This is a genomic window from Streptomyces subrutilus (assembly GCF_001746425.1).
GTDB lineage: Bacteria > Actinomycetota > Actinomycetes > Streptomycetales > Streptomycetaceae > Streptomyces > Streptomyces subrutilus_A.
This window is the reverse complement of sequence record NZ_CM007203.1, coordinates 64,084-87,623: the sequence shown is the minus strand read 5'-3', so window position 1 is coordinate 87,623 and position 23,540 is coordinate 64,084. Positions and strand designations below refer to the sequence as shown.

General features: G+C 70.4%; 31 protein-coding genes. 13 read left to right on the top strand and 18 right to left on the bottom strand.

Annotation, left to right across the window (positions count from 1 at the left end; all coding sequences use genetic code 11):
• Window positions 1-9: 9 nt before the first annotated feature.
• From BGK67_RS00530 to BGK67_RS00480, 13 genes are all read right to left on the bottom strand, one after another.
• A complete protein-coding gene (locus BGK67_RS00530) occupies window positions 10-2,460 on the bottom strand; it encodes a phage portal protein (protein ID WP_079153893.1) in 2,451 nt (816 codons plus the stop codon).
• Entirely contained in the window at window positions 2,457-2,792 is a 336-nt protein-coding gene (locus tag BGK67_RS00525; protein WP_069917982.1) for a hypothetical protein, read from the bottom strand. The genes BGK67_RS00530 and BGK67_RS00525 overlap by 4 nt, the downstream gene beginning before the upstream one ends.
• 40 nt (window positions 2,793-2,832) lie before the next feature.
• Entirely contained in the window at window positions 2,833-3,147 is a 315-nt protein-coding gene (locus BGK67_RS00520; RefSeq protein ID WP_107488729.1) for a hypothetical protein, read from the bottom strand.
• Between the two features lie 236 nt (window positions 3,148-3,383).
• Window positions 3,384-4,388, bottom strand: a complete 1,005-nt coding sequence (locus BGK67_RS00515; protein WP_069917981.1) for a thiopeptide-type bacteriocin biosynthesis protein — start codon at window positions 4,386-4,388, stop codon at window positions 3,384-3,386.
• 78 nt (window positions 4,389-4,466) lie between these two features.
• Entirely contained in the window at window positions 4,467-5,660 is a 1,194-nt protein-coding gene (locus tag BGK67_RS00510) for a lanthionine synthetase C family protein (RefSeq protein ID WP_079153892.1), read from the bottom strand.
• Entirely contained in the window at window positions 5,657-8,578 is a 2,922-nt protein-coding gene (locus tag BGK67_RS00505; protein ID WP_069917980.1) for a lantibiotic dehydratase, read from the bottom strand. Before BGK67_RS00505 ends, BGK67_RS00510 begins: the two co-directional genes overlap by 4 nt.
• Window positions 8,579-8,706: 128 nt before the next feature.
• Window positions 8,707-8,883: an FxLD family lanthipeptide gene (locus tag BGK67_RS35630; RefSeq protein WP_079153891.1), complete on the bottom strand. Its 177-nt coding sequence runs from the start codon at window positions 8,881-8,883 to the stop codon at window positions 8,707-8,709.
• A gap of 2 nt (window positions 8,884-8,885) precedes the next feature.
• Window positions 8,886-10,127, bottom strand: coding sequence for a methyltransferase, FxLD system (gene fxlM / locus BGK67_RS00500; RefSeq protein WP_069917979.1), 1,242 nt, complete (start codon window positions 10,125-10,127; stop codon window positions 8,886-8,888).
• 209 nt (window positions 10,128-10,336) lie between these two features.
• A complete protein-coding gene (locus BGK67_RS00495) occupies window positions 10,337-10,783 on the bottom strand; it encodes a hypothetical protein (protein ID WP_141753957.1) in 447 nt (148 codons plus the stop codon).
• A 50-nt stretch (window positions 10,784-10,833) separates the two neighbouring features.
• Complete coding sequence (locus BGK67_RS00490) at window positions 10,834-11,259, bottom strand: hypothetical protein (RefSeq protein ID WP_069917977.1); 426 nt, start codon at window positions 11,257-11,259, stop codon at window positions 10,834-10,836.
• Window positions 11,256-11,486, bottom strand: a complete 231-nt coding sequence (locus BGK67_RS39615; RefSeq protein WP_079153890.1) for a DUF5999 family protein — start codon at window positions 11,484-11,486, stop codon at window positions 11,256-11,258. Before BGK67_RS39615 ends, BGK67_RS00490 begins: the two co-directional genes overlap by 4 nt.
• Window positions 11,487-11,603: 117 nt before the next feature.
• A complete protein-coding gene (locus BGK67_RS00485; protein ID WP_141753956.1) occupies window positions 11,604-11,963 on the bottom strand; it encodes a DUF6415 family natural product biosynthesis protein in 360 nt (119 codons plus the stop codon).
• Between the two features lie 77 nt (window positions 11,964-12,040).
• Window positions 12,041-12,511, bottom strand: a complete 471-nt coding sequence (locus tag BGK67_RS00480; RefSeq protein ID WP_079153889.1) for an ATP-binding protein — start codon at window positions 12,509-12,511, stop codon at window positions 12,041-12,043.
• A gap of 300 nt (window positions 12,512-12,811) precedes the next feature.
• On the opposite strand from BGK67_RS00480, the gene BGK67_RS00475 reads away from it, so the two are divergent.
• Window positions 12,812-13,687, top strand: a complete 876-nt coding sequence (locus BGK67_RS00475) for a helix-turn-helix domain-containing protein (protein ID WP_069917975.1) — start codon at window positions 12,812-12,814, stop codon at window positions 13,685-13,687.
• The gene (locus BGK67_RS00470) at window positions 13,684-13,929 is read left to right on the top strand and encodes a DUF397 domain-containing protein (protein WP_069917974.1); all 246 of its coding nucleotides are present in this window, start codon (window positions 13,684-13,686) and stop codon (window positions 13,927-13,929) included. The genes BGK67_RS00475 and BGK67_RS00470 overlap by 4 nt, the downstream gene beginning before the upstream one ends.
• A 100-nt stretch (window positions 13,930-14,029) precedes the next feature.
• Here the strand turns inward: BGK67_RS00470 and BGK67_RS00465 are convergent, their stop codons facing one another.
• Genes BGK67_RS00465 through BGK67_RS00450 form a run of 4 tightly spaced genes read right to left on the bottom strand, consistent with a single transcriptional unit; the run spans window position 14,030 to window position 16,513 of the window.
• Entirely contained in the window at window positions 14,030-14,245 is a 216-nt protein-coding gene (locus tag BGK67_RS00465; protein WP_069917973.1) for a hypothetical protein, read from the bottom strand.
• A complete protein-coding gene (locus BGK67_RS00460) occupies window positions 14,242-15,438 on the bottom strand; it encodes a tyrosine-type recombinase/integrase (RefSeq protein ID WP_141753955.1) in 1,197 nt (398 codons plus the stop codon). The genes BGK67_RS00465 and BGK67_RS00460 overlap by 4 nt, the downstream gene beginning before the upstream one ends.
• Complete coding sequence (locus BGK67_RS00455) at window positions 15,435-15,980, bottom strand: hypothetical protein (RefSeq protein ID WP_069917971.1); 546 nt, start codon at window positions 15,978-15,980, stop codon at window positions 15,435-15,437. Before BGK67_RS00455 ends, BGK67_RS00460 begins: the two co-directional genes overlap by 4 nt.
• On the bottom strand, window positions 15,977-16,513 hold the full coding sequence (locus tag BGK67_RS00450; protein ID WP_069917970.1) for a hypothetical protein: 537 nt from the start codon (window positions 16,511-16,513) through the stop codon (window positions 15,977-15,979). Before BGK67_RS00450 ends, BGK67_RS00455 begins: the two co-directional genes overlap by 4 nt.
• Window positions 16,514-16,654: 141 nt before the next feature.
• Between BGK67_RS00450 and BGK67_RS00445 the strand changes: the two genes are divergently transcribed.
• The 11 genes from BGK67_RS00445 to BGK67_RS00395 all read left to right on the top strand — a co-directional run bounded on the left by BGK67_RS00445 (window position 16,655) and on the right by BGK67_RS00395 (window position 22,874).
• A complete protein-coding gene (locus tag BGK67_RS00445; protein ID WP_069917969.1) occupies window positions 16,655-16,840 on the top strand; it encodes a hypothetical protein in 186 nt (61 codons plus the stop codon).
• Complete coding sequence (locus BGK67_RS00440; RefSeq protein ID WP_069917968.1) at window positions 16,837-17,121, top strand: hypothetical protein; 285 nt, start codon at window positions 16,837-16,839, stop codon at window positions 17,119-17,121. The genes BGK67_RS00445 and BGK67_RS00440 overlap by 4 nt, the downstream gene beginning before the upstream one ends.
• A gap of 145 nt (window positions 17,122-17,266) precedes the next feature.
• Window positions 17,267-17,491, top strand: a complete 225-nt coding sequence (locus BGK67_RS00435) for a hypothetical protein (RefSeq protein ID WP_069917967.1) — start codon at window positions 17,267-17,269, stop codon at window positions 17,489-17,491.
• A 79-nt stretch (window positions 17,492-17,570) separates the two neighbouring features.
• Window positions 17,571-18,128, top strand: a complete 558-nt coding sequence (locus BGK67_RS00430; protein ID WP_079153888.1) for a RusA family crossover junction endodeoxyribonuclease — start codon at window positions 17,571-17,573, stop codon at window positions 18,126-18,128.
• Window positions 18,129-18,217: 89 nt separating this feature from the next.
• A complete protein-coding gene (locus tag BGK67_RS00425) occupies window positions 18,218-18,811 on the top strand; it encodes a hypothetical protein (protein ID WP_069917966.1) in 594 nt (197 codons plus the stop codon).
• The gene (locus BGK67_RS00420) at window positions 18,808-19,053 is read left to right on the top strand and encodes a zinc finger domain-containing protein (RefSeq protein ID WP_069917965.1); all 246 of its coding nucleotides are present in this window, start codon (window positions 18,808-18,810) and stop codon (window positions 19,051-19,053) included. The genes BGK67_RS00425 and BGK67_RS00420 overlap by 4 nt, the downstream gene beginning before the upstream one ends.
• Window positions 19,050-19,697, top strand: a complete 648-nt coding sequence (locus BGK67_RS00415) for a hypothetical protein (protein ID WP_141753954.1) — start codon at window positions 19,050-19,052, stop codon at window positions 19,695-19,697. Before BGK67_RS00420 ends, BGK67_RS00415 begins: the two co-directional genes overlap by 4 nt.
• Window positions 19,694-20,047 (top strand): hypothetical protein, encoded by a 354-nt coding sequence (locus BGK67_RS00410; protein ID WP_069917963.1) that lies wholly within the window; start codon window positions 19,694-19,696, stop codon window positions 20,045-20,047. The genes BGK67_RS00415 and BGK67_RS00410 overlap by 4 nt, the downstream gene beginning before the upstream one ends.
• Window positions 20,044-20,397 (top strand): hypothetical protein, encoded by a 354-nt coding sequence (locus tag BGK67_RS00405; protein WP_069917962.1) that lies wholly within the window; start codon window positions 20,044-20,046, stop codon window positions 20,395-20,397. Before BGK67_RS00410 ends, BGK67_RS00405 begins: the two co-directional genes overlap by 4 nt.
• Before the next feature lie 237 nt (window positions 20,398-20,634).
• Entirely contained in the window at window positions 20,635-22,578 is a 1,944-nt protein-coding gene (locus BGK67_RS00400) for an FtsK/SpoIIIE domain-containing protein (protein WP_069917961.1), read from the top strand.
• Entirely contained in the window at window positions 22,560-22,874 is a 315-nt protein-coding gene (locus BGK67_RS00395; RefSeq protein ID WP_069917960.1) for a hypothetical protein, read from the top strand. Before BGK67_RS00400 ends, BGK67_RS00395 begins: the two co-directional genes overlap by 19 nt.
• Window positions 22,875-23,013: 139 nt before the next feature.
• Here the strand turns inward: BGK67_RS00395 and BGK67_RS38160 are convergent, their stop codons facing one another.
• The gene (locus BGK67_RS38160; RefSeq protein WP_141753953.1) at window positions 23,014-23,451 is read right to left on the bottom strand and encodes a hypothetical protein; all 438 of its coding nucleotides are present in this window, start codon (window positions 23,449-23,451) and stop codon (window positions 23,014-23,016) included.
• Between the last annotated feature and the right edge of the window lie 89 nt (window positions 23,452-23,540).

The following is a 23,540-nucleotide window of genomic DNA, read 5'->3' as shown; positions in this document are numbered from 1 at the left end:
GTAGTGCTCCTATGCAGTGGAGTAGTGGAGCCGGCAGCGGCAGTTCACCGTTAGGGCAATGGGGGCAAAGGGGTCGCCTGGGTAGCGCAGGGGAAAGTCGTCCGCGGTGTATGGGGTACCGGCGGGCAGGGTGACGCCTTGGAGGGCGCGGTGGGCGGGCCGTACGCGGGTGTCGCCGCGCGTGATCCATGTCCGGACCACCGCGGGGCCGGCGGACTCGGCTGCTGCCTCCGCTGCGCCGTTGATGGTGGCGACCGCGCAGGCTTCGGCGAGGCGGGCGACGAGCTCGGGGGTGGCGAGGCTGTAGAAGCCGGAGACGGTTTCGACCAGCTCCTCGAGGGTGGTGGCGGTGTGCTGGGCGTCGCGAAGGGCTTCGGCCAGCTCGGCCAGGAATGCGGTGATGGCTTCTCCGGCCTGGGTGGCGGAGAGCGCTGCGGCTCCAACGGCTGCCGGGGGGACCGTCCCAGCGCCGGTCAGGGTCTGGCCGACGGCTGTGGCGGTCGAGGCCGCTGCCTGCTGCAGGATCGGCATGAGGGTCTGGGCGGTCTCTTCGGCCCAGCGGGCGGCGCTGACGACCCGGTCGCCGTCGACGGGCTGGTCGTTGCGCCGCTGGTCGCCGGGCCCGTCCGGCTCCCAGTATCGCGTGTGCTTGCGGATCTTCGGGGCGCGTAGGCGGGCGACGATGACGCCTTGCTGCCGCGCGAGGAGCGCCGTGAGGGCGGCGGCTACCGCGTTGGAGACCCCGTCGAAGTCGTCGTCGGTGGCTTCGTAGCCGTCTTCGTCCGGCAGGGCCTTGCGCTCGATTCCCTCGCGAGCGGCTGCAACGTCGGCGGCCGCGGCGCCGGGTGCGGTGCCGGTGTACGACTGCCGGGCCCGGTCAACGTCGGCGGCCGCCTGGCCGGGGACAGCCAGGGTGCTTGCCGAGCGGGCCTGGGCGACGGCCGCCGCGGCGGTGCCAGGCGCCTCACCGGCCGGAGCGCCCGGTGCCAGAGCCCGGGCGGCCGCGACGGCGGCCGCCGCGTCGCCTGGGGTGTCTGCACGGGCCGCGGCAACCGCGGCTGCGGCACTTCCAGCGTCCAGTCCCTCCGGTCCCTCGGGGAGCGGCGCACCGCCGCCCGGGCTGATTGCGGGCATGCCCGGTCCGGTGTCCGCCCCTACGCCGAGTGCGGCGGCGTCCTGGGGGTTGGCGGGTACGGGAGCCTTCTGCGGGCTGATCCACAGTGCTCGGGAGTGGGGGACGTCGAAGGGGTCGAGCTGGGCGATCTCGCGGTACTCGTCGATCGTGATCAGGCCCGCGTTGAACTCCTCGCGCGCTTCGGCCCGGGCCTGGCGGCGGGGGAACTCCAGGGCCTGGACGCGGGAGGTGTCGAAGCGGGTGGTCCATCCGTCGTCGAGGTCGTCGTCGAAGGCGGAGGCAATCAGGTTCAGGTGGGGCAGTTCGGTGTGGTCCCAGAAGGTCCACTCTTCGCGGTCGGCGTTGGCGTAGGTGCGCTCGGAGGCGTTGCCGACGATGCTCTCGGGCACGCCGAACGCGGCGAGGATCTCACCCTTGGATGTGGCGGAGAGCGTCTCGTAGGCCATCTCGCGCGGTCGGGCGCTGGTGTCGACGTAGGTGATGCCACCGGGGCCGGTACCGACGATCGTGAGTTCGCCGGCGTGGTGGGCGCCGGGGGCAAGGCGGCGCTGAATGCGTTCCATCTCGCGGGCATCAACGCCGTCGACGTCGATCCCGACCAAGCCTCCCGGCCGGCCGTCGTTGTCGATGAAGGAGATGTTGTAGATGCGGGCCTTCACGTCCAGGTCGACGGACAGCCCGGCTGCTTCGAGGGGCGTGACGCCCGAGAAGGGGTCCGTGGGGTGGGGGTCGCGCAGCCAGATGACCCTCTCCGGATCCAGTTCCCGGACCCGGCCGTCGTTGGTCGTGAACTGGAAGTGGCTCAGGTAGTCGCCGTGCGGGTCGGGTATCGGCTCGACTCGGGAGGGCGGGAGGAGGTCCAGTCGGGTGATGGTGCCCGCGCGGGAGCGGGTCTTCTCGACGAAGGCGCCCTTCTTGCTGAGCAGGAGCTGCGCGGAGAGCCTCTTCTTGAAGACGTCGGCCGTCTCGAGCGGGTTTGCACGGTGGTTGAGGACGCGGAGCAGCGGGTGGTCGGTCATCGTCTCGGCGAAGCGTCGCTCGTCGCCGCCACGTCCGATTTGGATGGGGAGGGCGCCCGCGTGCTTGCTGATTGCCTCCACGCTCTTGAAGGTCCAGATGGACCGCTCGTACCCCTCGGTGATGACGCGGTCCATGTCCCAGCCGGATGCGCGGCCTTCGGTGCCCCAGACGTTGGTGACCCCGGCGTAGGTCATGGAGACGTAGGGGTTGCTTGCTCCGGCGAGGGTTTTCGTCTCTACGGCGGCCGCGGCCGGTCGGGGGAGCAGCAGACCGCGGAGCGCGGGCAGGAATTGGCGGGGCATCATGCCCCCTCGGTGGCGAGGGCGGCGCCGGCGGCGCACACGGCCGTGCTGAGCGTCAGCCAGCCGAGCGGGGGATACGCGGCAAAGGCCGTCGCGATCAGACCGGTGAAGCCCAGGCACGCGGCGGCGATGCCAGCCTTGCGCTGCCACGCGGTGGGGGAGCGGTGCAGGAGGATGCCCGTGCCGAGCAGAACGGCTGTGACCGCGGCCAGGGCGATGGCCCAGTGGATGGCGCCCAGGGCGGCGACCGCGCCGGAGGCGCCGAGCGAGAGCAGGAGTACGCCGGCGGTTTCACGGGCGAGGGCCCGCGGCGCTCCTGGAGGCTGAGTAGTCACGTGCGCACCATGAACAGGTGGTGCTGCTTGCGTCGCGTGCTCAGCGCTGACGGGACACTCCGGCGACGTAGGCATTGAGTCCGCGGCGCTGGATGGTGCCACCGGGGATGATCTTCGCGCCGGGCGGCGGGGCAACGACCTTGCGCTTCGCGCGGGTGGACTGGTCGCCGCCGATGAGATGCCGGTTGTCGATCTTCTCGGCGCAGTCGGCGCCCTTGACCTCGTCGTAGGGACGTCTGCACCCGCGGCAGTACACCTCGAGGGCTTCGACGCGCTGGCCGGCGGAGGCCTTGAAGGAGCCCCGGAAGTCCGCGATCCCAGCGATGCGGGGCGTCACTTCGACTTCGGCGGCCACGACCCAGGTGTGCGAGAGGTCGCGGGGCTTCTCCGGCGCCGGAGGCGGGGGAGAGGGAGGGGCCTTCTCCTCAAGTCGGGGGGCGAGCCAGGCGAACAGACTTTCCTGTCGCGGGGCTCGGCCTTCGGCCACGTATGAGGGGGCTGTCGCTGTCGTCACCGTTCCTCCGCAGGTTGTGCGGGGTTGACGTAAAGCCGAACCCCTTTCACTCCCCCAACGTCAACTGCACCTTTCTGTTACACCCCCTGGTTCGGGTTCCGCCCACGGGTGAGGGCGGAGGGTGGGTTCATCACGGTTTGCGTGGCGGCGTGGGCTATGAGGGCCTGCGTGCGGGCGGTGAGCCCGAGCCGGTTCCAGTGGAAGATCACATGGTGTCCGAGAACCTGCCGCAGGCCGCGTTCGAGGGTCCCGGCTGCTGCCGCCTCGCCGAGGGCGCGCCCTGCGGTCTCAAATGCGTCCAGCCATGGGGCGACGGCGCCCAGCGTGCCGCCGGGGGCTAGGAGAGGAGAGGGGTCGACGTTCATCAGCGTGCGGAGCCCGTCCCCGAGTTCGGCGAGCTGGGCGGTCGTGATGTCCGTCGGAAGAGTCCGCAGGCGCGAGACCATGCTCCAGACGTGGCCCTGCTCGAACCACTCCAGGCCCGCCCCCCGGAACAGCGCGCTGAGCAGGAGAACGGACAGTTCGCGGCGGCCCGTAGGCGGCTCGGCGTTCTGGATGTGGGCGAGGACGTGGACGCTGTCGGCGTGGAACAAGGCGTGAGCGATGTCCATGGCGGCCGGACCGCCGAAGGTGGGAACCTCGGGCTCGTAGACGGTCGGCCACCAGCTGGTGATCGTCCGTTGTTCCACGAGGGCGTCGAGCGTTCCCGCGAAGACGTTGCGCAGCCGGTCGGGCCCGTGGGGGCCGGGCAGGGCACGCAGCCGCCACTGGGGGGCTTTGCGGACGAACCACCAGGCGCCGACGAGTCCGCCCCCTTCGGCATCGGCAAGCCTTTGGGCAAGGAGGGCGGCCGCGGCTTCGCAGCGGCTCCAGTCCGGGAATTCGATGCGGACCTGGTACCAGTCGAGCCGGGCGGCCCGCCCGGCGAGGGCGGCGCGTCCGGCGGCCTGGTAGAGAGCGACGGCGTCGCCCAGTTCCTCGGGGGCGATGCCCGTGCGGGCGGCGATGTCCGGGACTGGCTGTCCGGCGAGGACCGCGAGGACCGCGTCCTCGGTCTGCTGGGAGACGTTCGGGGTGTTCATCGGCTGGGGTCCTTTCCGTGGCAGGCGACGGGAAGCACGCGGCCGGCGGGTGTGGGCTGGCCTGCGCCGGTTGGGGTGTCAGGCAATGAGGAGGTACGCGTCCCAGTGGGAGGCGGGGGCCTGGTCGTGGAGAGCGGTGGCCTGGGCGAGGGCTTGTCCGGCGGCGCCTTCGAGGAACGCCGTGTCCTCGAAGGCGTGCTGATCGGCGAAGGGGGCGGCGAGGCGGCGGGCGGCGGCAGCGAGGACGGGCGTCTGGGCGTCTTGAGCGGCCCGCCACACGGTCTGGAACAGCCCGCCCGTGCCGTGGCACAGGCCCGCGTCGGTGAGCTGGTCGAGCTGGCTTTCGTCGGAGAGGCAGATGGCCAGTGCGTTCTCGGCGGCCTGCTGCCGGCGGGTGTCGGCGGTGGCGATGGCTGCGAGCTGGAGGGCGCGGGTGATGCCGGGGGTGCCGTAGCACCAGGACGGCCGCCCGGGCCGGCCCACGTGCGGCCGTCCGGCGGCGGCTTCCTCTCGGGTGATCGCCTCCGGCCACCACGGGCCAAGATCGCCCTGCTGCTGCCATCGGTCGAGCCATGCGGTGACGGTGGCGACGGCCTCGTGCTGTCCGTCCACTACGGCGCCCCGGCGCAGGGCCTGAGCGAGGAGAGCGAGGGGGCCGGTGATGCCGTGGGCCATTCCGAAGTTGGCGTGCCCGCCGGGGGTGTAGAGGCGGTGGGGATCGTGGGCGCACCACCAGCCTGGCAGCATCTCCCCGTCGATGGCCAGCGGTTGGGTCAGGGCGACGAGATAGGACAGGACAGCGGCGAGGGCGTCGTCGCCGGGGGCGTGGTGGAGCAGGTGCACGCCGATGCCGGTGAGTCCGTGCAGGAGGTCGTACTCGGCGAACGCCGGCGCTTCGCCGCGCCGGATGCGGGCGTGGGCGGCTGCCACGCGCCGGTGGGTGAGGGCGGCGGTTGCGGCGTCGAGCTGGTCGCGGGCCGCCCGGTAGCGGTCCTGTCCGTCAGCGCCGGCCGCGTGCAGGACAAACGCCAGGGCCGGGGCCCCGTACGTGAGACAGGCGAAGTCGGTCGCGATCACGTCCGCCCGGGTCGCGGCCGCCAGCCACGTCTTCACCGGCTCCCAGCCGTCGGCGCCGGTGAGGGCCCGCTCAATGTGCCACAGGGCCACCCCGGCGGGACCCCTGGCCAATGACTGTCCGAGCGCCGGTTTCTGGGCTGCGTCGGGGCAGTGCAGGTGGCGGTATCGGGCCTGGAGGACCGTTGCTGCATTCACGGGCGGGCCTTCCGGCGGTGGGTGTGCCCCAGCGCCACGGCACGGGCGAGGCGATGGGTTGTCCGCTCGGCTTCGGGGCCGCTGCCGAGAGCGCGCACGTGGTGAAGGTGGAGCAGCGCACCCAGCACGGTCATCGGGTCGCGCTCGGCGCCCAGGGTCTTCCGGTAGGCGGCGAGCGCTTCGGCGCGGGCCAGCCACGCGAGGGCGACCGGGACGGCGTCCGCGTCCGGCTGGCGGCGCCAGGCGGCGTCGGCCGCTGCGAGGGCAAGGGTGTGGCGGGACAGCCCGGCGTCCACGGGGCCGCTCTCGCGCGGCAGGTGTGCGGCCAGCCACGACCATCCCTCACCAGGGGTGGGTGCGAACGCGGTGGCGAGGTCGGCGAGGGAGGCGGCGGTGAGTGCTGCGGCTGGGATGCCGGTGTGCGCCGAGTAGGTGATCTGTGCGAGCGCGGCGGCGGTGTCGGCTGCGAAGACCTGCTCGGCGGCTTCACGGGCCGGGCCGTGGCCGAAGTGGGCAATGTGTGGTTGGTGGGTGATCAGCTCCAGGCGGGCAGCGAGCTGGTGGTGGTGCAGCTCGTCGGCCCAGTTGCCAAGTTCCTCGGCGGCTGGTCCGTACTCGGTCCGGTCGGCAAGCCGCAGGACGAGCGTCAGGTGAGGGTCGTGGTCGGTGTGGCGGGTGAACCACCACAGCGGGTACCAGTCGGCCAGGAGCCGGGGCAGGTGCTCGGTGAGGATCTCGTCCTGCCGGCCAGGGTGCCCGTACAGGCGGGCGCACATGGTGCGGGAGGCTCCGGGTAACTCCGAGACCGCCAACGGGCCGGTGGGCACGACGGGCCTGCCGGTGGTCGGGGCAGCGGTGTGCAGCACGGTGAGGAACTCGTGGGCCCGGCCCATGAACCCGCCCGCCGGAGGCGACGTGGAGCCTGCGGCTGGGGAAGGCACTTCCTGTACTTCGACGTCCCGGGCCTTGGCGAGGCGCGTCCGGAGCAGCTCCCGGTGGAGCGGTACGTCCAGGTTCAACGGCAACCGCATCTCGGTCTCCGCGAGCACGACGCGGGCCGGGACCCGCTGCCGGGTACGCCAGCGGTCGAACGCCTCCTCCCACACGGTCCGCTCGGCCGACGGGCCGGGTAGATGGGCGGCGGCCAGGAGCCAGCGAGCAGGCGCGAGGACGGTTCGGCCGTGCCGCAGGCGCGGCAGGTAGGGCAGGCGGGCGGCGGCGCCCCAGTCGGGTAGCTGCCAGAAGGCGCGCCGGGACCCGGCGACTTCCGCCAGGAACCGTGCGAGCGGCGGCGTCAGCACGCGCGGCTCCAGCGCGTGCAGGACGCGGGGCTCGACCAGTTGGCCGGTGGAGGCCCGAATCAGGTAGAGGCGGTCGCGGTCGCATGTGACGGCGAGGTCGTCCAACGCGATGCTGCTGTGCCCCGGGGTGGGCCAGCCGAGCGTGATGGTGTGCTCCAGCAGGCGCGGCACGCGGGTGACGTTGGCGCTTCGGCGTCTGCGGGCCGAAAAGATCAGCTGCGCGGGCAGCGGGCCGGGCGGGCCGGCGAGGGCGGCGGTCAGCCGGTCGGCGTCAGGGCCGGGCAGGAGGTCGGCGAACCGCCCGGCCATGGAGGAGGCGGGTCGGGCCGCTGAGGTCAGCCACACCTCGAACCGGCCCCGCCGTACTTCGTCCGCGGTGGCGGCGTGGAGCTGGAACGCCATCTCTACGCACGGCGGCGGGACCATCTCGGCCGCGTCCACCACAGCCAGTTCGGCGAGGAGCTCCTCGGTGAGGACCACCTCGCGGGCCCCGTCGAGGGCGGCCTGCTGGGCGAGGGCGAGGAACGCCTCGTCGCGGGCGGACAGCGTCCGGGCCGGGGCCGGGCGGTCGGAGCCGAGGTAGCCGGACGGCCAGCCGAGTCCGGCGTCGCCGACCAGCTCGGCCACCGGCACGGCCGCACCGTCGCCGTACGTCTGCCGGAAGCGCTGGTGGTAGTCGCTCCAGGCCGGAGTGCCGGATGGGTGTGGGGAGAGCCGTACCAGCACGGACGCGGCGCTCGCGGCCTCGGAAAGGACCGCCTCGGGGATGGTGATGTGAGCGTCGAGGGCGGTGTCCGGCCAGGCCAGTACCGGACCGACGGTGGCGGCCGCGCCGGTCACCGCGCCCAGGACGCCGACGGGGTCCGTAGCGGTGGCCACCTCGTCCAGAGCCGACAGCAGTAGGCCGTGCTCCAGGAGCTGGGCCAGGAGCCGGCGCAGGGTGACGCTGTCGGCTTGGGGAAAGTCGGCGGCGACGGCCTTCGCCACGTCGGCGAACACGGCGGGCGTCGAGGCTGCGGCCAGCGCCAGGCGCACGGGGCCGGTGGCCGCGACGGACACCTCCAGCGGCGCCAGCCCCTTGGCGGGTGTACGGCCCGGCGCGACGATCCGTCCGCCGCGGGCACCGGCGGCCGGGTTCGCGGCAACGGGCAGGCTCTCCAGGATCTCGGGGTTGGCGGTGAGCTGGTCGGCGACCGCCCCCAGCCAGTCGGCATCCGGACGCAGTACGGTACGGTGCCCGCCGCCCCACTGGGCGCGGGGCTGCGGGCCGGTGCGCGCGGGAGCCACTCCCGCGAAGTGCCCGAAGGGTGTCGCACGGCCCTGCCAGCGCAGCAGGTAGGCGGCGGTGGAGTGCACCAGCCGCCGCACCTCCTTCACCGCCAGCGAGTCGGCAGCCAGCATGGCGGCGGCCTGCTCGGCCAGGACAGGGCTCGCGGCTTCGAGCGCCTGGAGGGCCTGCGGGTGGTTCCAAACGGCCGCCAACCAGGCCCGGCCGCGCTCAGCGGCCCCGGGCCCGGACAGGTCCACCTCCGCTTCCGGGACGCCAGCCCCGGGATGCGTGGTAGCCCGCACCAACAGGGCCCCCGTGTGCCGGTACAGCCGCGCTCCGCCCGCCATGGCCTGCCCCCTTGCTGTCGTCGTGGTGCCGCCGGGCACACGGCCGTGTGCCCGGCGGCGGGTGGTGAGAGGTGAGGTGGAACACCGCGCCGGCGCTCGTGCTCTACCTCACCTCGTGGCGGCCCAGGTCAGGCGGCGTCGCCGCTGAGGGAGGTGCAGGCGGTGGCGCCGTTGGAGCAGGTGCTGCCGCAGCCGTCGTCGGTGTCCCGCAGGAGGCTCGCGATGGGCGCTCCGGCCTCGACCACCCGCAGGTCGAGGCTGAACTCGCTGGCGCCGGTCGTGGCGTGCTGGATCTGCTGAGCCATGATCACTTCTCCTTCTCGTCGATGGTGCCCTTGCTGGCCTGGCCCTCATGGGGCCAGGAGATGACGATGCGGCGGTGCCGCTTGGTGATGACCCGCCCGGCGGGCAGGTCGGCCTCGGGTGTGCTGGCCGGGTAGGCGTAGATGACCGGCTCGTCCTGCCGGTGATCGCGGTCCCACTTCCGGAGCTCCTCGACGAGGGTGTCGGCCACTGCTTCCGCGTTCGGCCCGTAGCCGTGGACGCCGAACTCGGCGCCGTCCGCGGTGCGGCGGATGGCCAGGTAGGCAAGGGAGTCGCCGTCGAGGAGGGTGATGTTCGCCCGCTTGTTCTGCGGGGCGACGAGGCCGGTGTCCAGCTCGGGGTCCACGGCCATCAGGCAGAATCCGTCGAGCGCCGAGGCCAGCCACATCTGCATGCCCTTAAGCGGCTCCGCCGGCGCGACGGTGACCCCCGTCCACTTCTCCACCCGGTCGGTGTCGAACACGCCGTTCAGGGCGTCGGGGTCGGCGGGCCAGCCGTCGTCGAACCGCAGCCCGATTTCCTTGCCCCGGATGAGCAGCAGCCGCGCGTTGTGCTCTCCCTCGCCCTGCATGGTGACGAAGCCGCACACCTCCGACGACCGGGATACGAGGCGGTCACCGTCGCGGTCGAAGGCGACCGAGCGGGTCAGGCCGCGCATCCGAAGCGGGACCACCAGCCGGCCGTCCTCAGCGAGCTGATCGGTCCAGGCAGGCGGGATGTCCCAGGCTCCGACGGTCACGATCCACCGGTCTACGGTGCCGGTGTCGGGGAGGCCGTGTTCGGCGTCCGCGAGGACTACCCGAACCCCGTGATAGCCGGTGGCGTCCAGCAGCTCTCGGGCGCGGCCAGCAACGTCCGGGTCAATGTCGACGGTGACTACAGAGCCGGCGGGACCCACGATCTCGGCCATCAGGGCTGCGTTATATCCGCCAGAGCCGATCTCGCCGACCCTCATCCCCGCCTGAGCTTCGGCCTGCTCCAGCATCATCGCCTGGACGTCGGGGGCGGAGACGGAGCTGGTGGTGATGCCGTGCTCGTTCTTCTTGGTGGGCACGGCCTCGTGCGCGGCGTACGCCTGAACGAGGGGCGCCTCAGGGGCGAACTCGTGACGGGGAACGGTTCGGAACGCGGCCTCGACCTGCTTGCTGCGAATGGCACCCTCCCTGACGAGCTGGTCCGCCATCGCGGTACGCAGCTCCTCGGCGGGCGCGGAGGATTGAGTCATACGACTACCTGTTCTCTCATCGTGGTGTAGCGGTGGGACGTCCCACGTTGACCGGCCCCTCAGCGGGGTGTCAGCCGGGGCGCCGTACGCGGTGCAACGGGCGGGGGCCTGGAACGGTGTGCGGTGACGCTAGCGAGACCACCGCGGCGGCGGCCGCGGTATGCGCTGCGGAGCGCGATACAGGCGGCAGAACGGCCGGAACCGTACGGTCATCTGCTGATCCCGGACCGGAGCGCGGACAGGATCAGCGGTCCGTAGTACGGGTCCTCCCAACTCGTGAAGGGAGGAAGCTCCACTGCCCGGTCCTCAAGCAGGGGGCGCATGCGCTGGGCGTCACCGTGGCCGAACCCTGCCGCGCCTTCGACGAGGTAGCGCAGGTAGGCGTCCGGGCCGTCGCCACCGAATACCCGGGAGCCACGTCGGCAGATGAGCGCGGCGAACCGGAACCACGCGCCCGGGTGGTCTGCCTCCATCGCCCCGCACAGCCAGCACTCGGCGAACCACCAGTCCTCTCTGGCCAGTGCGATGGAGCCCAACCGGTAGCAGGAGTTCGCTTTCAGCCGCACCTCTCGGGTGATGTCGAACTCCGGCACGCCGTCGCCCCAGTCGCCGTCAGGCCGATCCCAGAAGTCGGCTCGCTGTTCCAGTGCCAACATCGGGTCCTCCACCGCTTCACTCCCTTCGCGGCCGCTGGGCGATGACGTATTCACCGAGCCTGCGCCCAGTCGCGCGGCGCACGGTGCCTGAGGGCAAGCCGGCCGGTGAGGAGGCGCTCCTCGGCTGGCCGCGGCTCGTGCTCCAGGCTGACAGCCACCAGGGCACCTCCGAATCCCCGGGCGACGTGCGGCCACACAGGCCCCGGATAGAACTGCAAGACGTCTCTGGGGTGGCCGTAGTCCAGGCACCACTGACCATGGATGTCGTAGACGTACTCGCCTGTTCTGGGAAAGCGGCGGCCGTAGCGGAGCCCGAGCCGTGAGGCGATGGCCAGCATCGCGGCCTCGGTGGCGACGTTGAGGGTGTGGGCGTGGGGATGGAACAGGATGACGACGGGCGCCCCGTCTTGGGCGTAACTGGTGTCGACACGAATCCCTGGAAGGAACCCGGGGTCCGGCGGGGTCATCCTGCTCACCGGCCACCTGCGGAGCCGCTTGTGGCCGGCACGGCGGCGGGTGGGACCCGGGCCGGGCGGCACGGCTCGATCACTCGACCGTCGGGCAGAAGCTCACCGGTGTCCTCGAAGAGCAGGACACCGTTGCACAGAAGGCTCCAACCCTGTTCCGGGTGATAGGCCACAGGCCGGGCGGCTTCCCGGTCGGCGGCTTCCGCCGGCGGGCAGAGGGGCTTGTGCTGGCACATGACGGTCCTTCGGGTGGTGGGCCCTCCGCCGGACGCTGGGGGGGGGGGTGCAAGCGTCCCGGCGGAGGGCGGTTGGAACCGCGGCCCGCCGCCGGGATTCGCCGACGGGCCGCGGGGTCATGGAGAGGGGGCAGGAAGGGGGGCCAGATAGTCGAGCAGGCCCAGAGCGGCAAGAGCCATGCGGCGCAGGTGCAGCCTGACGCCCAGGTAGTCGCCGGGTACTTCTACGTCGAGCAGGTCACGGGCCGTCGCGACAAGGTCGGAGAGGTCCTCGTCCTCGGGGACGACGGCGAGGAGCCGCATGAGGTAGCCCCGCATCCGGATGCTGAGGTCGGGTATCTCGTCCTCATCCGGGACGTAGTCCGGACCGAGGATCACGTCGAGGATGTCGAAAATCGAGTCAACGACCGCCGGGTGCTGCACCGGCCGCAGTGCATCGAGGACACGCATGACGGTGGCCTCGCTGGCGTCGAACACCCTGGATTGGCGCACTGGTCGCGGCGGATGAGGCACCGGATGTGCACGCCTTTTGCGCCGGAACAGAGCGATCCACCTCATCGCGCCCCCTCCGGCTGACCGAGATCGCGGCGGATGAGGCACCAGACCCGTGCGCCATCCTCTGCGACTCCCCAGGCGTCAGCCAGGCCGTCCACGAGGAACAAGCCCCGGCCGCCCTGCGCAAGCGGCTCGTCGGGGTACCGTCGAGGAACCCACGGGCTACCGTCATCCACCTCGATGCAGAGGTGCGCCGCGGTGAAGTACAGCCGTACGTCGACTACCTCGCCGGCGCCGTGCTGGAAGGCGTTTGTGACGAGCTCAGACACCAGAACGCGTGCCGCGTCCGCGAGCTCGGAGAGCTTCCAGAGTCGTAGATAGGCCGTAGCGATACGGCGCATCTGCCCCGGACGCTGTATGTCCTGCTCGGACCGGAGAAGGCTGATGTCGGCCCCGGCGATGATCGGCCCGCGCACGGGAACACCGGCAGCGTGCGAGTGCTCGTACAGAAGTGGTGCGGCGATCGACATGGCGCAGTCCTCCGTACGGACGGGGAGTGGGCAAGCGCAGCAGCGACGTCCTCTTTCTCGGCGCAGCGCTAAGAGTTGACTGAGAGTCATGAATGATCTTGAAGTGACGCTCCGTCAAAATGGTTGCCATGCGAGGATGCACCCTTGGATCCTGGGTGCGCAACCGCGTCACCTTAGATTGCATATGACGAATCTTCGTTCCCGTCGACGGGTGCAACCCAGGGAGGGCACAATGCAACCCGCGGGACCCAACTGCGCACCCGCAGGTGGCAGATCGTCACCCGAAGGGAGAACGAGCGCATGCCAAACCAGAGAGCCAAGCCGACACTCCGCAGACGTCGACTCGGTGGCCTCCTCGCCGACTGCCGCGACAAGGCCGGGCTGAGTGGGGAAGATGCGGCAGCCCTCATGGGCTGGCATCACACCAAGCTCTCCAAGGTGGAGAACGCCCGCGCGGGCGTCACCCCCAAGGACATCGACCTCTTGATGTCTACCTACGGGGTTACTGACACGGACCTGATCTCAGCGCTCCAAGGGCTCGCCAGGGACGCGGGTAAACAGGGGTGGTGGGCCACCTACGGCGATGTCGTGGCCAACCCGTACCGGGACTACCTCTCCCTGGAGAGTGACGCCGTCGGCATCCGTTTCTACGGCGGCCACCTGGTGCCGGGCCTGCTACAACGGCCGGGATACGCCAAGGCCATCATCACCGGCACCGCCATGCCACCCAGGACGCCCCAGGAGGTGCAAGCTCTGGTCGATGTGCGCATGGCTCGCCAGGCCGTACTGTCCCGAACGGACCGGTCGCCCCTCAAGCTGCGCGCGGTCATCCACCAGTCCGTGCTGCAACAGGACTTCCGTGGTGATCAGTCGATCATGCTCGACCAGCTTAACCACCTGCTCTACATGTCCGAACGGACGAACATCACAATCCAGGTCATGCCGATGTCCGCCGGAGCGCATCCCGGCCTGCTTGGCCTGTTCAGTGTGGTGGACTTCGAGAAGCCGTGGCCCACCGTCGTGCAGCTGGAGAACATCCTCGGCGGCACGTTCGTGGAGGGCACCGCGGACGTCCAGCAATTCGATGACGCCTTCGAGGCGATCGTCGCAGATGCCCTTTCCGTGGATGCCTCCCGGAAAGCGATCATGAACCGCATAGAGGAGATTCGGCGATGAGCCCCAGCCCGACCCGCACCACGACCTTCAACGGCGTGACCCTGCCCCCCGCCCAATGGCGGAAGTCGTCCCGCAGTGGCGGCAACGACAACTGCGTGGAGATCGCCGACTTCCGCGGCACCAAGCACGCCGGCATCGCCATCAGGGACTCGAAGGTCCTGGAGGGTCCGGCCCTGCTGCTGTCACCGGCCACGTTCCTGACCTTCGTGCAGCACGCTGCCGAGGTTGAAACCTCGATCTGAACCCCGGTACGACAATGCCTGGCTCCCCCAGCCCGTAGCAGGGGGAGCCAGGCTTTCCGTACACCCGTACCCACGCGGCTCGCTCGATACCCGCATCTCCCTAGCGGGTTTGCTCACCGCCATCCCGGGTCCACTCCTTGATCACGGTGCTGGGGCTCGTCGTGTCGTCCACCAGTTGAATAGCGGCGGTCGGGTGGCTGCCGTACAGGCCGATCCAGTTCCGGTAGGTCTTCTCTGCCGGCTCGAGTACGTCCCACTCGCCGAAGACCCGCGGCCCGGCGGCGGTGAAGCGGAGGACCACGGAGTACTTCGTCACCCTGTGGCCTGCTGCTCACTCTGGTCAGGCACCAGCTCACCACTGGGTGACCCGTGGATGGGGACCTTGCTGAACGGGTCCTTCCTCGCGGCCTGCGCCGGCCGGACGTAGACGGCGCGTGGGATGGGGGAGCCCTTCTTCCACCGGCCGGCATCCTGAATTTCCTCGTCGGTGGCCTCGGCCTCGGCGAGGTCGGTGGCGCCGCCGGCGCGCAGGCCCTGGGAGGAGACGGGGCGTCCGTCGGTGACGAGTCCGGCCGCCCTGAACCAGAGCTTCACGCGGTCGTTGACGGTCTGGGCCCGTAGGTAGTCACCGCGCTTGGTGGCGATGTCAGTGCGGAACCCGGTGGCTGGCCGCCCCCCGGGGTGAAGGTGGCGGAAGAGGGGTCCGGTGGTGATCTGGTGGGTGGCGAGGTGGGCCAGCCAGCGCCGCATCCGGGCTACCAGCTGGAGGTCTTCCCGGTCGTGCAGGATGATCGTCTGGTCTTCGTCCTGGTGCGTCTTGTCCTTGGCGAGCCAGACCACGATCCGGTCGTCGAGGATGGTGAGGTCCTCGATGTCGAGGTCTACTTGTTCGCTGCTGCGGGCGAGGAAGCGGTACCCGAAGGCGAGCATCGCGGCATCCCGGATGCCGATCGGCCGGCCGTCCTTCTCGGCCTTGGCCATCATCGGAATCAGGTACGGCAGGGTGATCGGGAAGGCCTGCTTCTTCCGGCTCGCCCGCTTGCTCTTCGCGCGGTACTTCCTGAGGAGCTGCAGGTAGAGGCTGTTGTCGGGCTGCTTGCCGACGGGCTGGTGGGTGCGGATCAAGGACATGTAGTTCTTGATCGTGGAGACCTTGAGGCCCTGGTCCATCAGGTGCCTGCCGTACTCGGTGAACGTGGCGGTGGTGCACGGGTGTGCAACCCGCTCGCGCTCGGCACACCATCGCTCGAAGCGCCGTACGGCGTCCTTCCGCGTGCCGGAATCCTCCTCGGCCTCCTCCAGGGCCCGCGCGGTGGCGTCGGAGAGGCGGATGTCCCGCTCGGCGTAGACGGGCCCGCGGTCGGCGGTGGTGGGGATGGGCTGGCCGGGGCGGAGGACGGTGTGCAGGTCGACGAGCGGCCGGCTGGCCGGGGCCGCGCGGGATGGAAGCAGGTCGTCCTCAACGAGCTCGGCGTCGATGATTTTTTCGTCCGGGGCGTCGACGCTCACGGCCGCCACTCCACGGGATACTCAGACGAGGAACCGCCGAACCTAGCCCACAGCAGCGACTCAAGAGACCAGCGCATCCCCTCGACGCGACCGGTGTCGTCGCTGAGGCTGTGGGATAGGGCCGCACTCTCGTGGCGCGCCTCGTAGGCATCGAGGATTCCCTTCATCCCGCTGAGGAGCTGCCGCTCTCCGCTGTCGTTCCGCAGGGTTCGGGCAGCGCCGTTCAGCTTCTCGCGGGCGAAGGCGATAAACGCGCGGTTGTCAGCGATCGTCTCGAGCGCATCCTCGGGGAAGTGGATGCTGACGTTGTCCGGCACCTCGTATGTCCAGCGCTTACCCTCAACCGGCGTGAGGAGCTGCGGGAACTGCTCGGCTGCCCTGTCCAGGTTCGCGCGGGCCCGTCCGAGGTCACAGTCGAATCCGTTCGCCTGGTAGAAGCCAAGGGTGCGCTTGCCGTCCCAGATCCCGCCCTCCAGCCGGACGCGGGCGCAGAGCTGCAGAAGCCGATCGGTTCTCGCGGGCAGGGCGGGCAAGGTGGTCACGGCGAGTCCCCAGGGCGAACTGCTCCGGCGTCCTCCAGATCGCCGTAGCCGGTCTTCTCCCAGGTCTCGCGGAGGCTCGCGAGGTATTCGTCTGGGCTCATGGTCTTCTCCCCGCTCAGGCTTCCGTGGACCCAGAACGTGAGCGCCCGGCCCGGGAAGTTCAAGAAGGGCGCCGGGATTGAGGTGCTGCGGATGATGTCGTACCCGGCGCGTCCAAGGTCGTTCGCGTGCCAGAGCAGCCATTCGGTCAGCAGCCAGCCCTCGGGGTGGGGTCCCGCGTCAATGATGCTCACCGCAGCATCCGCGGAGCGGAGTTTCCACCCGATGTGCCAGTCGGCCTTTTCACCGTCACGCTCCGGGTGCCCTTCGCAGGAGGAGACCGTGATGATGCCCGGCATCCTCGAGAACGCTCGGACGAGGGAGACGATGCCCGGGTCAAGAGCGTCCCACGGAGGAGCGCCGGTCTCGAAGGCGCTGATCTCCTCGTCCAGCATCTCGTCGATGCCGTCCGCGTCGTTCTGTTCGTGGTTCAACTTGCCCCCTGTGCCTGGAACTGATGGGGCCACACTACCGACAACAATCACAGTTGTTGTCGGCTACTGATCGGTAACCCCGTAGAGTCGCTTCTACCGGCAGAGAGCAACTGTCGGCCCTACCCGAACGAAGGATCCGTCGTGGCGAACTTGCTGCTTCTCCTCTCCGACATCTGGGCCTACTCGGTCCTCGGCATGACCACCTATCGCTGCCCCGAGCCGGGGTGCACCGTCCGCATCCGGATGCGCTTCGTCAGCGCGGAGGAGTCCCAGCGGCTGAGGGAGCTCGCTGACGACCACGGCCGTCACCAGCCGAAGGGGAAGTGAGCGACGTGCGCGCGAAGTTGGAGGCGGTCCTTGTGGCCGTCGGCCTGCTGGCCGTCGCGTTCCCCTCGGCCGTACCCCCGCTCCTGGGCGCCGTCGGCGCGGCCGTGGGCGCCGGGCTCGCGGTGGCGGGTTGGGTTCTGGCCCACCTCTCCTTCGTCTGCGCGGTCGGCGCCGGCGTCACCCTCGCGTACGCGTTCCCGGACGCCATCCGCCGAAGTGCGTCATGGATCGTCCGCGCCTCAGTCGCTTCGGTCGCTGCCGTCCTCCCGCGCGCGACCTGACAAGTCGCGCACTCCCCGGGGGCGTTGGGGCGCGGATGGAGGCGCCTGCACCTCTCCCGGAGCCCCACGGACCCACGATGTCGAACAGTTCGATTCTTCACTGAGAACGATTCTCCGCTCACCCCCGTCGAGGAGCACATCCCACGTGAACGCACCGGAAGCGCAGGAGCCGACCGCTGAGAGCGTGGTGAGAAGCCAGTTCGAGGAGTCGGGGCTTCACCCCTCACTCGTCCCGATCTACACCGCCGCGGTGCTCGCACTGCACGACCGTGAGAGCGCCGCAAAACTCCGGCAGGCCGGCTTCACGGAAGCTGCGGAGCACCTGGAGCCGGACCCGGCGGTCATCGCCGCGGCGTTCGGGCCCCAGTAGACGCACGACCGTAGGGCACCTGGTGTGGCGTCATCCGGCGGAGAGCAACCGCCGACCCCGAACGAAGGAACGTTTCCCCATGCGGATCACCGCGAAAGAGTTCGCTGCGCTCCTGGAGAGCAGAGGCACCAGTGCGGCCCCGCCGGCCTCCGCGAAGCCCCGGCAGGCCCGGCCGCGGGTGAACCCGGGCCCGCCATCCGTCCCCACGCCTCCAGCCCTCGGGGCGCTGCTCGACGGGCTGGACGGAGCCGGCCGGTCCTGGACGCTCCTCATGCCGTACGGCGAGCTGCTGACCAGCAACCAGCGGCTCCACCACATGGCCGAGCACCGGATCCGTCGGCGGCTGCGCAGCGAGGCTGAGCAGATGGCCCGGGCCCGGCGGCTCCCCCAGCTGGACCGCGCGGCCGTCCACTACGTGCTCCACCCGCGCCCGATCAACCGGAAGCGCGACCCCGGGAACTGGGCACCGACCGCGAAGGCGTACGTCGACGGCCTGGTCGACGCCGGTCTGCTGCCGGACGACAACAGTGCGCACCTGCGCGGCCCGTACCCCGAAATCGGCCCGCCGGTCTCAACAGGACTCGCCCGGATGTCGCTCGTGATCACCGAACTCATCGCCCCGTCTGAGCTGCGGTAATGCGGGAAACGTAACAAGAACTGCTGTTTGAACGTAAGGAGGGTGAGGGCTTCGGCCCACACACCCATCGCACAAGGAGATGCCCCTCCATGAGCACCACCGCCACCTCCCCCTCGCTCGCCGAGCAAGCCATCGCCGCGTTCGCCCGTGGCGGGGTCCATCTCGACGAACCCGCGGTGCTGGACATCCACCTTGCCGAGATCGCCGACAAGGCGTCGTGCTCCCTGCTCCGGGACCAGTGGAAGAACGACTTCCCAGTGGCCGCGTACACCGAGCTCCTGTCCACGGTCGCCGCTCTGCGAGACGTCCTCGGCTTCGCCCCGTCGCAAACCGCGGTCGAGGTCTTCGACTGGGTACGCCGACAGCGCGAAGAGTCCGCCAAGGCGCTCACCAGCCCGTACCAGCCGTACCCGGTGAGCTTCCTCGACGGCCCGTACCGCGGTGTGGAGATGCTCCTGGAGGGCCCGTCGGTCGGTCAGCATGCGGGCCCGCCGTACTTCACGCCGCTGCCGATCGTGTGGGGCGACACTGAGCAGCCGGGCCACACGTCCGTCCGGTACAAGCGGGGCGACGAGCCGTCCCCCGAGGGCGTATGGCCGTACCGGATGCGCACCGACGAGCCGGGACCGCCCGAGGGTGCTCGCCCGTACCTCGCCGGGCTGGCTGCGGGGGAGGAGCGGTGAGCCCCTCGATATCCGCCGTTCGCGTGCCGTCGTCGGGGATCGACGCGATGCTGGACGCCGCGTACGAGACGCACCGCCGGTTTCGGCATGGGGCGTTCGCCGAGTCCTGCCCGACCTGCCACGTCCCCGCCGGCGAGCTCTGTCTGGCGCGGCGGAGTGTGCACGCCGCGCGCCGCCAGGCGTACCGGGCCCGGCTGGAGCGGACCGAGCTGGTTCCCCTGCTCGCGGCGGTGGCACGGTGAGCGCGCTCGCTGTGGAAGCCCCGGCCGCGGCCCCGTGGATGGGAAGGCTGGTCGTGCGGGCCGCTGGCGGCCGCCTGCTGCACGTTGGTACCGAGGGAGCGACTGCGCCGGCGGCCACGATGTTCACCGTGGCGCTGGAGTGCTGCCAGGACCTGGAGCGGGCGCCCGGCGTACGGCCGTGGGCTGGACCGGTCGACGAGGCGAGCATCTGCGCTTCCTGCCTGCGGGCACTACGAGGCGAGCCGGAGCCTGCCCCGCCGCGCCTCGTGGCTTCGGGCATGCCCGAACGCCTTCCGGAGGCCGGTCCGGTCCGTCGCCTGTGGGCGGTTCCCGATCCCCTGACGTACGCCGCGGCCGCGCTTCCGGCGGAGCACGGCGGGCGGCCCATCACCTGGTCGCCGTGGACGCCTGCGCCTGTGCTCAGCCACTACTCCTCCGCCTGCGAGTGGTGCGGGGATGCCGGGCCGGGCGAGATGGCCGGCGGCCGCCAGGGCAATCCGCAGTCCACCACCGACCCGCTGCGCCGCTACGTCGCCTACCGGTGCTCGTACTGCCAGGAGATGACCGCGTACGAGCACGTCGGCACCGACCTCAAGCCGATCGTCCACCACAAGTCCCGAGCGCCGAAGGGCAGCCGCCGATGAGCACCGTCATCTTTCCCTCCAACAAGACAGCTGAGCGCAAGGCTCGGATTGCGTTGATCGCATGCGGCGAGCGCCCCGGCAAGACCGCCCCTTGTGACTCCTGCGTGAAGAAGGGCGACGTTCTCCACCGCATCGCCTGTTCCGGCGCCTTGGATGCCCTTGCCGCGGCCGTCTGCCACTCCCTGCGCGGCGGAGCGTGCTCGGAGTGCACTACCAAGGCGGAACGGATCCTCGCCGTTTGCGCTGAATCGGAGTCCGAAGGGGAGCAGCGGGGTGACTGCCCCGATCACGAGGAGGGCGACTTCGTGGATACGTACACGAACCCGGCGATCATCGGCTCGACCATATGACCGCGGTCGGTCCCCGAAACGGGGAGATCACCACGGAGGTGCTGCGTTCCTTCGTGTCGGGGGAGTTGCCGCTGGATGGGTGGACCGAGCTCGTGTTGCACTGCCAGGTCGACGAGATCGGCTCCTCCGAGGTTCATCCGGACCTGGTGCGGCTCAAGGTGTCCCTGCCGCCGACATCGGCGCGCCGAGACCCTGAGGTCAAGGTGATGCAGGGCTTCACCGACTGGCCTCGGGAGCTGCTGCTGGATCTGGGCGTCCCCCTGCCGGCTGAGCCGTTTCCCGTCCCGCCGCACGTGCGGGAGTTGCTGACGACCGCAAGCCCTCTGCTCGCGTCACCCCAGGTAGAGTGATCGCATAACCGAACAGCCCTGAGCCCAGCTCAGACCGGCGGAGAGCAACCGCCGGGCCCACCCGAACGAAGGAACCTCGCGATGTCCTCGCGTACCCAGGCTCCCTGCCGTCTTCCTGCGCCCACCCGCGTGTGCAGGTGACGTGACGTGTTCCGACCAGCGGATACGCCTCATCACGTCACCTCACCCTCGGAACAGGCTCAGCGTCTGTACCGCCTGCGCCGCACCGCAACGGCGGTGGCCAGCACGTCCGGCACGGTCGGCAGCGCCGTGTGCCGGTGGTGCTCGCGTCTGCGCTTCGAGCTCGCGCCGGCTGCGGCCACGTTCGGTCTGACGGGCCTGTCGTGGCTCCACCACGCCACCGGCTTCGGATGGGCCGAGCACGCCATGTACGGCGTGGCCACCGCGGCCACCGGCGCCCTGACCACGGGGGGCTTGAAGTTCCGGAACCGCGGGGCCACCGCCATCGGGATCGGCGGTACGGCGATGGCGCTGAACACGTGGATCGGGGCCGCCATGGGCCCCTCGGTGCCGTCCCTCATCGCGGGCGGCGCCGTCACGATCGCCTCCTACGGCGTGTACGTGCCGTGGCTGGTGAAGGCCCGCCACGAGCGGATCGCCCTGCAGATCAAGGCCGCGAAGAACGGCACCCTCCCCGAGGGCCTGGGCGTCAACGTTGGCCAACCGGGCGTGACCGGGGACTCCGAAGAGGAGACCGCTCTGCGGCGCGCCCTGGTCGCCCTGGGCGTCCCGGCACAGGACGTCAGCCGGATCGTCTTCACCGACACCGGGTGGCACGCCGCGGTCACCCTCCCGCCCGGCCGGAACACCTCCGCCGAGGCCGTCATCGCCCGGCGCCGCCAGCTCGAAGCGAACCTCGACCTCCCCGGGAAGCTGCGCCTGGCGGTCGGCGCGCAGGCCAACCAGCTCATCGTCCGGATGCAGACCTTCGACCAGCTCGCGGAACCGGTCGCCTGGCCCGGGCCGGCCGTCACCTCCGCCGAGCAACCCATCCCGATCGGCGTGTACCCCGACGGCAGCCAGATCCTCCTGGACCTGATGTCTGGGCACGTCCTGGTCGCGGGTGGCACCAACATGGGCAAGTCCGGGGCCGTCAACGTCATCATCGGCAACCTTGCCGCCTGCTCCGACGCGGAGATCCTCGGCATCGACATGAAGCCCGGCGCCCTCGAGCTGGGCCCGTGGCAGCGGAACATGCTCGCACTCGCCGACGACGCGGACGGAGCCCGGCAACTCCTGGTCCGCCTCAAGGCGGAGATGATCCGGCGCGGCAAGTACCTGGCGACGCTGCGCGGGCCGAAGGGGGAGCGGGTCCGCAAGTGGACTCGGGAGCACGGCAAGTACCTCGTCCTCATCATCGACGAGCTGGCCGAGCTGCTGCGCCAGGCCCCCGACGTCGTCGCGGAGCTCCTCACCCTGATGCAGGTGTCCCGCGCGATGGGTATCCGCATCATCGCGGCGACCCAGTCCCCCAGCGAGCAGGCCTTCGGCGGGAAGGGCACGGACGCCCGACAGCAGTACGGCACCCGCATCGGCCTGCCGGTCAACGAGCCCACCCCGATCAACATGATCTTCGGGACAGGCGCGTACGGCATGGGCTGGCGCCTGGACTGGCTGGACCTGCCCGGCAAGGTCATGGTCTCGTCCGAGCGCTACAACGAGCCGAACGAGGGCCGGTGCTACTGGATCAACGACGACCAGATCACCTCGACCTCCCTCCAGTTCGCGCGGTACGAGGTCGCCGAGCCGCCCACGGACCCGGCGGAACCGGATCCCGACCCGGACCCTGAGCCGGACCGGCCGACGCCTCCTCCGCCGCCGTCCGGTGGTGGCCTGGCGAGCGGTAGGCCGCTTCTTCGTGCCGTACCGACGTTCCCCGACGGTTCCCGCATCCCGGAGAACCGCACCGCCGTGTGGGAGGCCCTGCAGAAGGCCGGGCCGGACGGCCTGACGAAGCCGGAGATGGTCGCGGCCGGCCTGGCCGGGCACGGCACATCCCTGCAAGGCCCGCTCTCTCAATGGGTTGCGAAGGGGTGGGTCGACGACACCGGAAAGCGCGGCCAGGCCAAGGTCTACGTCTTCAGCGCCCCCGCACACACCCCCGCCGATACTTCCCCCACCGCTGAGAAGGAGAACTCCGCATGCCCCGCAAGCCGGTAGTCCCGACGCACGTCTACGAGCCGATGGCGCAGCACCTGCCCGTAGACCAGTACCGGCCGTCGGCTCCCATGTGCCAGTGCGGCCACGGACACGGACAGCCCGTCCAGCAGATCATCGTCAAGCAGGCCGACCCCTGGGCCCGGTACATCCTGCTGGGGTTCGCCGGCGCCGGCGTAGCTTTGATGATCATTGCTGGGACGGTCGCGCTGCTGATCGCGGGCGGCGCGTGCGCGCTGTGCGTGGCGGCCGCGATGAAGGCGCTGCGCGGAGCTCTGCCGGCCAAGGAGAAGAAGTAGGCCACCGGGTCAAGGGCTGACTCCCGGCAGCTCGACCTGCCACGGGATTGGCCATGAGCCGGCGTAGTCGGGGTGTCACCCTTCGCGATGCGGAGTGCTGGACCGACGCGGCGACAGTAGATGCTTGACCGAGGCTGGCCTACTCCGCTCTTAGCCCGCCTGCAGGGGGTCTACCGACGGGCGGACGGGGGTTTCGATTCGGCCTGTCCTTAACGGAGCTGAGTACGGCCTTGAGGCCGTCCCAAATTGCTGCAGAGAGCACATTTATTGGGATACCGCCACCGCCACCGCCACCGCCCGCCGCACCACCACCGGTGGGGTTGTGGACGTAGTGAATCGGCTCTACGGGCTCTACCTCCGCGCCGAGCTCTATCAGGCGCAGTTCGGTGCCAGCCGGAAGGCCGTCGAAGGACTGGGTCTCTTCAGGTAGCAGCCCGGCTCTGTGTAGCTGAACGAGCCACAGCTCGTCCGGAAACGAGCTGCTGTCGGGGCGGTAATGTCCATCCTCTCCACGGTCCAAGATCACGCCGTAGTCGAGTGCGTACAGGTGCTCCGGGAGGTTGGCATTTGGGTCCATACCACTAAGTTTGGCCATATTTGCCGCACCTTGCATCTTGCTGTGTGCTGCGACTACGACCGGCCTGACTCACGCGGAGCGGTCTTCTG